The organism is Salinispora goodfellowii (assembly GCF_059570675.1).
Window position 1 is genome coordinate 1 of record NZ_JCANTD010000059.1, and the last position, 11333, is coordinate 11333.

General features: G+C 67.4%; 11 protein-coding genes and 2 pseudogenes. 9 read left to right on the forward strand and 4 right to left on the reverse strand.

Annotated features, from left to right (window positions below; genetic code table 11):
• On the reverse strand, positions 1-329 hold a 329-nt coding region (locus T398_RS26000; RefSeq protein ID WP_496446644.1), incomplete at its 3' end, for a RidA family protein.
• A gap of 73 nt (positions 330-402) precedes the next feature.
• On the opposite strand from T398_RS26000, the gene T398_RS26005 reads away from it, so the two are divergent.
• Positions 403-1023: a TetR/AcrR family transcriptional regulator gene (locus T398_RS26005; protein WP_496450453.1), complete on the forward strand. Its 621-nt coding sequence runs from the start codon at positions 403-405 to the stop codon at positions 1021-1023.
• Here the strand turns inward: T398_RS26005 and T398_RS26010 are convergent.
• Complete coding sequence (locus T398_RS26010) at positions 986-1501, reverse strand: DUF4158 domain-containing protein (protein ID WP_496450462.1); 516 nt, start codon at positions 1499-1501, stop codon at positions 986-988. The two genes, T398_RS26005 and T398_RS26010, sit on opposite strands and share 38 nt — an antisense overlap.
• Before the next feature lie 281 nt (positions 1502-1782).
• On the opposite strand from T398_RS26010, the gene glsA reads away from it, so the two are divergent.
• The 4 genes and pseudogenes from glsA to T398_RS26030 all read left to right on the forward strand — a co-directional run bounded on the left by glsA (position 1783) and on the right by T398_RS26030 (position 5359).
• On the forward strand, positions 1783-3423 hold the full coding sequence (gene glsA, locus T398_RS26015; RefSeq protein WP_496450454.1) for a glutaminase A: 1641 nt from the start codon (positions 1783-1785) through the stop codon (positions 3421-3423).
• Between the two features lie 96 nt (positions 3424-3519).
• Complete coding sequence (gene glnII / locus T398_RS26020; protein ID WP_496450455.1) at positions 3520-4539, forward strand: glutamine synthetase; 1020 nt, start codon at positions 3520-3522, stop codon at positions 4537-4539.
• A gap of 51 nt (positions 4540-4590) precedes the next feature.
• A pseudogene (locus T398_RS26025) lies at positions 4591-5076 on the forward strand (class I SAM-dependent methyltransferase); the annotation flags it as partial.
• Positions 5077-5179: 103 nt separating this feature from the next.
• Positions 5180-5359, forward strand: a complete 180-nt coding sequence (locus T398_RS26030; protein ID WP_496450456.1) for a hypothetical protein — start codon at positions 5180-5182, stop codon at positions 5357-5359.
• A 112-nt stretch (positions 5360-5471) separates the two neighbouring features.
• On the opposite strand, the gene T398_RS26035 is transcribed toward T398_RS26030, so the two are convergent.
• Entirely contained in the window at positions 5472-6110 is a 639-nt protein-coding gene (locus T398_RS26035; protein ID WP_496450457.1) for a hypothetical protein, read from the reverse strand.
• A gap of 1754 nt (positions 6111-7864) precedes the next feature.
• Between T398_RS26035 and T398_RS26040 the strand changes: the two are divergent.
• Positions 7865-8158 (forward strand): annotated as a pseudogene (locus tag T398_RS26040) (RNA polymerase subunit sigma-24); the annotation flags it as partial.
• A 76-nt stretch (positions 8159-8234) separates the two neighbouring features.
• On the opposite strand, the gene T398_RS26045 reads toward T398_RS26040, so the two are convergent.
• Complete coding sequence (locus tag T398_RS26045; RefSeq protein WP_496450458.1) at positions 8235-9215, reverse strand: calcium/sodium antiporter; 981 nt, start codon at positions 9213-9215, stop codon at positions 8235-8237.
• 230 nt (positions 9216-9445) lie between these two features.
• Here T398_RS26045 and T398_RS26050 point away from each other — a divergent pair, with 230 nt between their 5' ends.
• The 3 genes from T398_RS26050 to T398_RS26060 form a co-directional block, all read left to right on the forward strand.
• Positions 9446-10150 carry an HAD family hydrolase gene (locus T398_RS26050; protein ID WP_496450459.1) on the forward strand — a complete coding sequence of 235 codons (705 nt, stop codon included), beginning with the start codon at positions 9446-9448 and terminating at the stop codon, positions 10148-10150.
• A gap of 38 nt (positions 10151-10188) precedes the next feature.
• A complete protein-coding gene (locus T398_RS26055) occupies positions 10189-10770 on the forward strand; it encodes a GNAT family N-acetyltransferase (protein WP_496450460.1) in 582 nt (193 codons plus the stop codon).
• A gap of 320 nt (positions 10771-11090) precedes the next feature.
• Positions 11091-11333 (forward strand): transposase family protein (locus T398_RS26060; RefSeq protein WP_496450461.1); only part of this gene is annotated, 243 nt, incomplete at its 3' end.

Consider the following 11333-nt stretch of genomic DNA (forward strand, 5'->3'; position numbering starts at 1 on the left):
GGGGCGGCCAGGGTGACGCCCAGCTTCGCCGCCGCCCGCGCGATCCCTTCCCCCAGGAGCGCCATCTTGTCGGGCGTCCAGTCGACGACGTACACGGTCACCTTCGCCACGTCGTCGAAGGAGCCACCGACCTCGGCCAGGGCGGTGGCGACGTTGAGGTAGCACTGCTCCACCTGGGTGGCGAGGTCACCCACGCCGACCGTGTTCCCGTCAGGGTCTACGGCGACCTGGCCGGCGAGGAAGACCAGCCGCGACCCGGTGGCGACCGCCACCTGCGAGTAAAGGTCAACCTTCGGTAGTCCTTCGGGGTTAACCAGGGTGATGGTCATGCTGACTCCCTTTCGTGGAGCTGTCGGTCGGACCATCAAAACATAGCACGGCTATGTTATGTATCCTGGGGTTGTGGCCAGGAGGAAAGACCCAGCGGTCCGTACCCAACTCATCGAACGGGCCGCGCACATGCTCCGCACCCGCGAGCCCATCACCCTCCGCTCGCTGGTGGCCGGCACAAGCGTGTCGACCATGGCCATCTACACCCACTTCGGCGGGATGGACGGCATGTGGAAGGCACTCCGGCAGGAGGGCTTCACCCGCCTGGGCGCCCGCCTCGCCCACGTCACCCCCTCGACGGACCCGGTCCGGGACCTGACCGCCCTGGTCACCGCCTACCTGGGCAACGCCCTGGACCACCCCGACCTGTACCGGGTCATGTTCGACGCCAACTTCGACCTGGAAGACGCCCAGGCTGCGGACGACACCCTGGAATACCTGGTCCAAGCCGCCGAACGAGGCCGACGAGCCGGCCGCTACCGCGCCGACACCAACCCACTCGAACTGGCCACCCAAAGCTGGGCCGTCGCCCACGGCCTGGTCTCCCTGGTCGCCACCGGCCCCCTACCCCGGCCAGCCCTCGCCCACGGCCCCCTCCTGCTGACCGCACTCTTCACCGCCACCGGAGACGCCCCCGAGCGATGCCGACAGTCAGTCAAGCAAGGCTGGCAACCGGACCTGACCAGCGACTGAGCGCCTCGGCGCCCTTGGTGTGGAAGACGGATCGCGCCCATCCGCTTCGCCGGCGGCACACCCCGCAACCACACCTCGGTCGGCCCCACCAGGCAAGGTGCGCCACGTGGTTCTTCAACCGCTGCACCGTCGCGGCCGGCGCCGGCGTCTTGAGCCGACCGAGGTCGCTGCGCACCGGATCCACCACCAGGGCCACGTTGATCAGGCCGGCCGGGTTGTCCTTCGTCAACGCCGCAGCCCGGATCGCCTGCTCCGCGACCTCCCGGGCCCGGCCCGGATCCGCCGCGATCCCCAGCCGCTGCCGCACCAGCCCGCGGTGATGCCGCAGTGTGCGCTCCGAATCATGCTCCGCGTCGACGTCCGGCTTCAGCTCCAGCACGCCCCGAATGTGCTGCACGATCGGCAGCGGCACCTCGAACAGATCCACGAAGTACCCCAGCCGGTGATACGTCTTCAGCAACACCACCAACGCCAGCAGATGCTGCGCAGCTCAACCCAACCCTGAAACGCCTATTGCCGGTCTCCGGTGTACTCCGGTCGGCCCTCGGTACGGACCGCTGGGTCTTTCCTCCTGGCCACACCCCCAGGATGCATAACATAGCTGTGCTATGTTTAGATGGTCTAACCGAGACCGCTCCGTCAGGACGTTTCCGGAGCACGCCTCGTACGAAGCACCCACACGACACGCCACCTCGAAGGGCTGGCGGTCGGGCGCGCCGATATGTCTGTCGTCCCCGGTCAGGAAGTAGGAACCCCATCATGGCTGCGACCAAGAAGAAGTCCGGTACCCGGCTGCACGATTCCGGTCAGCCTGCGGCCGGAATCGTGGGCGGTGGACCGGCGGGGGCCGACGAGTTCGCGGTCAGGCACTACGGCAAGCTCCACAAGTCCTTCAGCCTCGACGCGGAGGGCAGGATCTCCACGGCGGAGCTCGGCACCCGCCTCCGGGAGTCCGGCATCTCGGACTCGGATCCTCGCGCCTCCGAGGTGTGGGCCGAGCTGCGGCAGGCCGCAGAGGGCGGGGGAGACTCCCGGATCGACCTCGACAAGTTCATCGCCCTGTGCAAGAAGGGTGGTGGTGTCGTCGAGCGGGCGATCCTGGGGGACTTCGTCATCCCGGACTTCGCCGCGCTCCAGGCCGAGATCACGACGGTCTTCGAGGGTCTCAAGAGCGTCGACGGCGGGCATGTCGCCGACTACATCCCGCAGCTGGGCCGTGTCGATCCGGAGAAGTTTGCGATCGCTCTCTGCACCGTGGACGGGCAGCGTTTCGCGGTCGGGGACGCGGACGACCTGTTCTGCGTCCAGTCGATGTGCAAGCCGATCAACTACTGCCTCACGCTGGAGGAGCACGGCGCTGACCTCGTGCACCAGCACGTCGGTCGGGAGCCGAGCGGCCGCGGGTTCAACGAGTTGACGCTCAACAGCGACGGGCTGCCGCACAACCCGATGATCAACTCCGGGGCGATCATGTGCTGTTCCCTGGTGCGTCCCGCTTGGGAAACGGCCGACCGCTTCGACCACGTCGCCGAGACCTGGCGCCGGCTGGCCGGGGGTGGGGCGATCGGCTTCAACAACGCCGTCTACCTCTCGGAGCGCCGGACGGCTGACCGCAACTTCGCTCTCGGCCACTTCATGCGCGAACACCGGTCGTTCCCTGCCAACACCGACCTGATGGAGACGCTGGAGTTCTACTTCCAGTGCTGCTCGATCGAGATCGACGCCCGGTCGCTCTCGGTCGTGGCCGCCTCGCTGGCCAATGGGGGAGTGAACCCGCTGACCGGCGAGAGGATCTTCTCGGCCGACACGGTACGCAAGTGCCTGTCGCTGATGTCCTCCTGCGGGATGTACGACTACTCCGGCGAGTTCGCCTTCGCCATCGGCCTGCCCGCGAAGAGCGGCGTCGCCGGCGGCCTCATGATCGTGGTTCCCGGCGTGATGGGCATCTGCGTCTGGTCCCCGCGCCTCGACGCGTTGGGCAACTCCGTACGTGGTGTCGCCTTCTGCAAGGAGTTGGTGAGCCGCTTCAACTTCCACGTGTACGACTCCTTCGCCCCAGGCGAGGTCTCCGGCAAGCGTGATCCTCGGCGCGGGAAGAACGAGGAAGAGGTCGCCTCGACCATGCGGTTGCTGTGGGCGGCCAACCAGGGGGACCTGGACCTCGTCCGGATCTCGTTGGCCACGGGCAAGGACCCGAACTCTATGGACTACGACAAGCGGACGGCGCTTCACCTGGCTGCTTCCGAGGGGCACGTCGAGGTGGTCCGGTACCTCCTGGACCGGGGGGCCTCCCCGGAGGTGCAGGACCGCTGGGGAGGTACTCCGCTCTCCGACGCCGAGCGGGGAGCGCACGACAGCGTCGTGGCGCTGCTCACCTCGGCGCCGGCACCCGTGCGCTAGGCGACGCCAGCCACCTCGTTCCGGCGGATCCGCGGCCTGCGGGCTCCGTCCACATTTCACGGGCCAACCAGCGCCCATTCACAGGAAGAGAGAGACATGGTCTACAAGGCTGAGTACATCTGGATCGACGGCACCGAGCCGGTCGCGAAGCTGCGGTCGAAGACGAAGATCATCGCCGATGGCGTCGAGCCGGGCCTCTGGGGCTTCGACGGTTCCAGCACCAGCCAGGCTGAGGGACACAGCTCCGACTGCGTGCTCCAGCCGGTCGCTAGCTATCCCGACCCGATCCGCGGCGGCGACAACCGGCTGGTGCTGTGTGAGGTCCTCAACATCGACGGTACGCCGCACAGGTCCAACACCCGTGCCCTGCTGCGCCCGATCGCCGAGCGGTACGCGGCCCAGGAGCCGCTGTTCGGCATCGAGCAGGAGTACACGTTCTTCCAGGGCGACCGCCCCCTGGGCTTCCCCGACAGCGGATACCCGGCCCCGCAGGGCAGCTACTACTGCGGCGTCGGCGCCGGTGACATCCATGGCCGTGCCGTGGTCGAGGAGCACCTGGACAACTGCCTGGCTGCCGGTCTGTCGATCTCCGGTATCAACGCGGAGGTCATGCCCGGCCAGTGGGAGTTCCAGGTCGGCCCGCTGTCCCCGCTGGAGGTCGCCGACCAGCTCTGGGTCGCGCGCTGGCTGCTGCACCGCACCGCCGAGGACGCGGGCATCACCGTCACGCTGGATGCAAAGCCGGCCAAGGGCGACTGGAACGGCGCTGGCGCGCACACCAACTTCTCGACCCGGGCGATGCGCGAGGGTTACGACGCGATCATCGAGGCCTGCGAGTCCCTCGGTCGTGACGACAAGCCGCTGGAGCACATCCGCAACTACGGCGCCGGTGTCGAGTCCCGCCTGACCGGCGCGCACGAGACCGCCCCGTGGAACGAGTACAGCTACGGCGTCTCCAACCGCGGTGCCTCCGTGCGTATCCCGTGGCAGGTCGAGGTCGACAAGAAGGGCTACATCGAGGACCGGCGACCCAACGCCAACGTCGACCCGTATGTCGTCACCGGTCTCATGGTCGACACCTGCTGCGCCGCGCTCGAGAAGGCCAACCTCGGCTGAGCGGCGGGAACATCCGGGTCGCGGACGCGGGCTGCGGACCGGGGCCGGGTCACGATCCTGCTGCACCGGCTCGGATTGGACGCGTTCGGCATCGACCTGTCACCGCAGATGGTCGCGCTGGCGCGCCAGACGTATCCGGAGCTTGGCTTCGAGGTCGGATCGATGCTGGCGCTGCAGGTGTCGGATGCCAGCCTCGGCGGTCTACTGGCCTACTCGATCATCCACGTGCCGTGGGAGCGGCGGCCGGAGGTCTTCGCCGAGGTCCGTCGCGTGCTCGCGCCGGGTGGACAGCTGATGCTGGCTTTCCAAATCGGTGACGAGCGGGTGCACTATGACGAGGCGCTAGGCAAGTCCGTCGACCTGGACTTCTATCGGCAGGATCCCGACAACGTGGTGACATTGTTGCGTGCGGCCGACTTTTACCTGTGGTCCACGATCGTCAAGCAGCCCGAGGCCGGGGACAAGACCCTGCACGGGATCGTCTTGGCGACCAAGCCCGCGGCATCGGTTGCGCAGTCACAGTCCGACGCCCACTGACCGTGGGTGTGGTGTTGGGGTAGACCCAACACCACACCCACGGCCGATACCGGAGTACGTCAGACTAGGGTCCAGCCTCACGTTCACCGGCGAGGACTCACCGATGGCCACCCTGCTGCTGTCGGTGCTGGGCGCCTTCGCCGAGTTCGAGCGCGCACTGATTAACGGGACGCATGGCAACTTGCTGTCCGTTGTATACCTGGCTGCTTGCATTCACACACGCGAGTTTCGGCTACGTCGCCTGCTCCGGTGCGCCGCTACCGACGAGCATGCCGACGGCTGATTGCGGCAGTCTCTACAGACCGGCGACCCGAGGTGTCGGCGTAGGCCTTGTACTGGCCCTGGCAAGATTTCGTAGTCGGAGATCGCCAGGGTCTCCTGCGCCGGTGACCGGCTCAGGCCTCCTTGTTGTCGACCCAACGGCAGAACGGGTCCGCGGTGTCCTCGTCGCCCATCTCGGCGGGCTCCGGCACGATCTCAAGCCCGGCCGTCGGGGCGGTGACACCGAAGGTGCGGTACAGCCAGTTCCGGTAGGGCGCATTGACGATCTCGTGGTCGGCGTCCCACGGCTCGGGCGGCGCGCCGAACTCCTCGTTCCAGCAAATCTCCCGGTAACCGATCGCTAGCAGCCGCAGAAAGTCGACCGCATCGTCGGCGAGCACACACGTCATCATCGAACCGCTGCCCGAACCGAGATGAACGATCCTGACTCGTCCCTCATCGTCACGCCACAGCGCGGCCATCGAACCTTCGCCGCCGGTCTGCGCGAACGGCCATAACCGTGCGGCCGGATCTGGGACCGACTCGTCGAACCATGATCGTGCGTACGAAAGGGTCCGCTCGGCAGTATAGCCACGCAGCTCAATCGAGGTGCCCACCCAGCCGTTGTCACTCAACGAGCCGTACAGATCCCCGTCGTGCCCTTTCACCACGAAACCCTGCTCGTCGACCCAGGCGAAGAGCAGGCGCAGCGGCTCCGGCAGGTCGAATCCGTCCGGCACCCGGTCCAGCGTCGTCTTGAGGAAGTCACCCACGTTCGGCAGCGTACGAGATCACCTCGTCCGGGTGCGGCGGTGCGAAACCGGAACCCGCGAGTGCGTCAACGCGTCGCCGAGGGAATGAGTCAGGCAACCCAACCCCAACGGCCTAGTGAACTGGCAGGAGCGCGTATTCGTCAAGCGGCTCGGTCATCGCGACTGGGTTCGTTTCATCGCAGCATCCGCGCGATCCGGATCGCTGCATCTGGGGTCATCGGCGGTGCGGCGAACAGGTGCTCGACCGCCTGTGGATCGAGGTGTCGCGCTGGGTCGCGCACATCGGCGTGTTCACCTGCCGGACCAACACCGAATTGACCCCGCCGTACGACCAATCCTTGACGTCCTCGGAGGACGCATCGCTCTCAACAGACGAGTGCCAAGGACGGCGCTGCCTGCGCCGATTGAGGTCGTAGAACGATCCGGTCCCAGATAGCACGAAGCGCCCCCGGGCCGTAGGCCAGGGGCGCTCATCGGCGCGGCTTGGTCGGCGCCGGCCGGGACGTCACCGGCGGCACCGCATCGACGATCTTACCGCCCCGGCACCTCGTACTTCGGCGCGGCCGGTGTGCCCAGCAGGACGCCCAGTCACGGCCACCGTGCCTCGGCCACCCGGACGAGGCCGGCCATCGCCAGCGCCACCACACCGGCCGTGAGGGCGGTGGACGAGTCGCCGTCGAGCACGATCCCCGCCGTTGAGGCCAGCCAGGCGAGCAGGGCACCGACGGTGGCGGGAACCGCGGCGACAACCTACCCTCGGTAGGGTCGCGGGCGAGGGGGTGACATGAAAGAAAGCAACTCGCTTCTCATTGATCACCACACTGTCGGTCGCAGTAATAGTTACTCCCGCTTTCCTTGCGAAGCTCTCATTTACGCCAGTGGGATGGAGTAAAATGGATCGGATAATTGACTTTCTCCCTTTGTTGATATTGATGCTCGTTCTTACTGTGCTCAGTCGGATAGTTAGGCGAATTCGGCGGGAGAATTACTATTCGCACAGGCAGCGGCGTGCGCAGGACGAACGACCTGAGACACGTGCCCGGCGCCTACCCCGATAGGCTGGTCGACTCAGTGCCGCCGGTGCCGACCAAGCCCCGTCTTCGTCCGACGAGAGCCCGAGGCACTGGCCGTGGCCTAGTTGGACGGAGGTTCGTACTGTAGACAACGCCTCGCCTGGCCGAGAGCCGAGCGGGGCGTTTCGTCGGGTGGGGCTATCCCGTACGGTGGCCGGTCGGGGCTATCTGTGGCGGGATTTCACGGGACCGCGGCGGCGAACTCCGCCGGGGCGGTGGCGTCCATGCTCGCGACCGCCCACCCAGGGCCTGGCAAAGATGCTCCTATAGCTGTCAAGCCGCGAGTTGAAGATCGTTTGCTTGTTGCCTTTGACGGTCAGGATCCAGTGTGCGCCCGTTCGGCGAGGTAGGTCGCCAAGGGACGGTTCATCGAGGGCGTCTGGGTTGATGGAGTGTACGAGCTGGGAGACCCGAACCTGTTCGCGCACCTGTGACACCATTGGCCGCTACCGGCAGCGGGTAGGGCACGAAAGCGGCCGATGGTGGCCTATCGGGCCAGACCGGCAGCGTAGCGACCATGCTAGCGAGATGTCGCCGGTTCGATCCCGGCCGGGGGCTCCAGTTTCATCAGGACGCCCCGCCTCTCGTGGGGCAGTCGCCGGATGCGCAGAGCGCCCTTGGTGGCCAGCGCCCTGGACCAGCTATGCTGGCGGATCGCGGCTTCGGTGGTGGGACAAGACGCTAGCCGGCCGAATTAGCACCCAGGCGGCGATCGCCGCGGTTCGTGCCGAGGCGCCCGTGGCGGCGGCGACCGACTGGCCGCAGATCGTCGGCCTGTACGCGCAACTCGTCCGCCTGGCACCCACCCCGGTCGTCGAGCTGCTGCCGGCGACCCGGGCCGACCTGCTGCGCCGGCTGGGGCGACACGCCGAGGCAGCCGCCGCCTGCCATCGGGCGCTTGAGCTGTGCGGGACCGACGCCGAGCACCGGTACCTACGGCGACGCCTGCGCGAGGTGTCGGCACCCACCTCGTAGGCCGTCCAACGCCGGCTGGGTAGCCGGCACTTTCTCCGGGCGGCAATCGTGCTTCTCCGGGTGGCAATCGTGCCGGTTACGTGGACAGCAGCAGCGGTATCGTCAGCACATACGCCGCGAGCAGCACCGAGCCTTCCGGGCGGGTGAGTGAATAGCTTCGGCGGAGCAGCATCCAGGCCGCCACCGCGGCCAGGCCCATCACCAGGACGAGCGCGACACTGGTGCCGGGGACACTGCTCGGGGCGGCCAGGGCGATCACGGCACCGCCGATGAGGCTGTTGAACAGGTTGGAGCCGAACAGATTGCCCACGAGCAGGTCTGACTCACCCTGTCGTTGGGCTTGAACCGTGGTGACCAGCTCCGGCAGTGAGGTGCCCACCGCGACCAGGGTCATCCCGATGATCAGCTGGGGAACCCCCAGGTCGGTGGCGATGGCGGCGGCGTTGACAACCAGCAGCTGCGCCCCGGCCAGGACCCCGACGAGGCCGAGTACGGTGCGGACCGGCTCCCACCGGGCCAGCGGTTGTCGCTGCGCCGGCTTCGGGTCGACCGCGGCGACATTCTCGCCCTCCACGTGCTCCACCACGTCCCGGGCCAGCGGGGTGGCTTCGCCCTCGCCCGCCCACCGGATCAGCAGCCACAGCGCACCGGCGGCGGCGACCAGCAGCACCACACCGGTCACCGCCGTCAGTCCGGTCCAGGCCAGGAGGCCGAAGAGCAGCACGGCGCCGACTGCGAGCCGTGCCTCGCGGTAGATCACCGTCGACTTCACGGTGACCTTGGCGACCAGTGCGGCGACGCCGAGGACCATGGTCAGGTTGAGAATGTTGGAGCCCGCGATGTTGCCCAGGGCGATGCTCGTGTCGCCTCGGGCCGCAGCCACTCCGGAGACCAGCAGCTCCGGTGCCGAGGTACCGAGACCGATTACCACGACGCCGACGACGACGGGTCTGATCCGTAGCCGGTGGGCAAGCCGGGACGCGCCGAGCACGAGATGGTCGGCGGCAACGGTGAGCAGCAGCAGACCGGCGACGGCGAGGAGAATTCGGAACATCATGACGAGCTCATGTGCGGCGTTGTCCTCGCTATCCCCGGTGACCGGCGCCTGCCGTACCGGACCAACCTACTGCCCTGGTCGACCCTCGTGGGCCCGGACGGTACCGGAACCGTGTGTTCCCGGCGATCGATCGCGGGAGTGGGGTGGTTGCGGCTGCGGGCTCCGCTACCGGGTGCGACGGCGGCGACGTGACCCGTTCCGGTGGGTGGTGGAGGGACTAGCCTCAAGCCGTGATCGAGGCGGTGTTGTGGGACGTTGACGACACCCTTTTCGACTTCTATGGCTCGGATCGGCGGGCGTTGTCGTGGCACTTCCGGGCGGAGGGCCTACCCGCGTCAGCGGCGTCGGTCGAGCGTTGGCAGCAGGTGACTGAGGTCGCCTACGGTCGGTTGGCCGCTGGGGAGCTCACGTACGAGGAGTGTCAGCGGCAGCGGGTTAACGGGTTCCTGGGGCGGACCCTGGACGACGTGGAGGCGGACGCGTGGCTCCGGCGCTACACCGCGCTGTTCGAGCGGGCGTGGACGGCATTCCCGGACGTCACGGCCGCCCTCGCGGCGCTGCCGTACCGGCACGGGATCCTTTCCAATTCCCGCACCGTGCATCAGGAGCGCAGACTGACCGCCCTGGGGCTGCGTCACCACTTCGAGGTGCTGCTCTGTGCGGACCGGCTTGCCCGGGCGAAGCCGGATCCCTCGGCGTTCCTGGCCGGCTGCGAAGCACTGGGGTGCCCTCCGGATGCTGTCGCCTACGTTGGCGACCAGTTGGACACGGATGCGGTGGCGGCTCGGGACGCGGGCTTGGTCGGAATCTGGCTTGATCGTCCACGATCAACAGCCACGGCGAAGTCGAGGTCGACCGTGCCGATGCCGGTTGGCGTGCACCGGATCCCGAGCCTCGCCGACCTTCCCCGGCTGCTCGCCGCACTGGGTGAATGAGGCCACGGTTTGTCCCGTCTATGATCGGAGCCCTCGCGATGTCGTTCGAACTCCTGCCTGTCCTGACCGGCGACCTGCTCACCGTAAGGCCCCTCCAGCCGGCGGATTTCGATGAGCTGTTCGATGTCGCCGCTGACCCACTGCTGTGGGAACAGCATCCGCAGCCGGACCGGTGCCGAGAGGAAGTTTTTCGCGCTTTCTTCCGGGATGCGCTCGCCTCCGGCGGCGCGTTTGCAGTGGTCGACACCAGGGAGTCCCGCCTGATCGGTTCATCTCGGTATCACGGCTACGATGCGGATCGTCGCGAGGTCGAAATTGGCTGGACCTTCCTTGCGCGTTCGCACTGGGGCGGGCTTTACAACAAGGAACTCAAGCAGCTCATGCTGGACCATGCTTTCCAGTTCGTCGATACCGTTGTCTTTCTTGTCGGTACGGAAAATCTTCGGTCTCGGCGGGCGGTGGAGAAGCTCGGTGGGGTCCTGGCCGGGTCGGGCCAGGATCGGGGTGGGTCGCCCCACGTTCGCTACCGGATCGAGGTCGGCAACTGGTCCGGCGGCGCGGGCGGTGCCGGTGGCCCGGGCGGTGCCGGTGGCCCGGGCGGTGCCGGTGTTCTGAGCTGACGGTGGTCTGGAATGGCGGTGGCCTGGCTGACGACGGCAGGGTGAAAGCGGGCTAGTCCTCCGGTTGGTCCACTTCTATACTCCCCAGTAATGATCATCCCGCTCTGCCTGTCAGCGGGGTGTGGACGTGTCGGGTGTGCGGTCACGGCCAGTAGTTCCCTGCAAGGGGCGACCGATGGGGCCTGGGTGCAGCGGGCGCCCGGACTGCCGCCGGTCACCACGCAGGGCGGTTGCGTAGTCGGTTGAAGGGTCTGTGAGCTGGGGTTTTTGGCGGCTGAATGGGTGGGGCCGGGTCCATGTAGGACGGGTGCGGCCTGTTCGTGATCATGGTGTTTGCGAAGACAACCGTGATCGAGAACTGGACGCACCCGCTGATGTCATCATCACTGACCGAGATCGTGCTGCCGCAGCGACCCCCGCACCTGCCGTGCCCGACCGTGGTCACCGATGGTGACCGGCGGAGCTTGTTCGTCGCGTTGGCAGCGGTGGACGACCCGCGGGATCCGCGGGGCCGCCGGTATCCCCTCGTTGCGATCCTGGCGGCGGCGGTGTGTGCGGTGATC

Excerpts from the sequence above, each read along its gene's own strand:
- glsA (WP_496450454.1), top strand. The coding sequence starts at position 1,783 with ATGGCTGCGACCAAGAAGAAGTCCGGTACCCGGCTGCACGATTCCGGT.
- glnII (WP_496450455.1), top strand. The coding sequence starts at position 3,520 with ATGGTCTACAAGGCTGAGTACATCTGGATCGACGGCACCGAGCCGGTC.
- T398_RS26030 (WP_496450456.1), top strand. The coding sequence starts at position 5,180 with ATGGCCACCCTGCTGCTGTCGGTGCTGGGCGCCTTCGCCGAGTTCGAG.
- T398_RS26045 (WP_496450458.1), bottom strand. The coding sequence starts at position 9,215 with ATGATGTTCCGAATTCTCCTCGCCGTCGCCGGTCTGCTGCTGCTCACC.
- T398_RS26055 (WP_496450460.1), top strand. The coding sequence starts at position 10,189 with ATGTCGTTCGAACTCCTGCCTGTCCTGACCGGCGACCTGCTCACCGTA.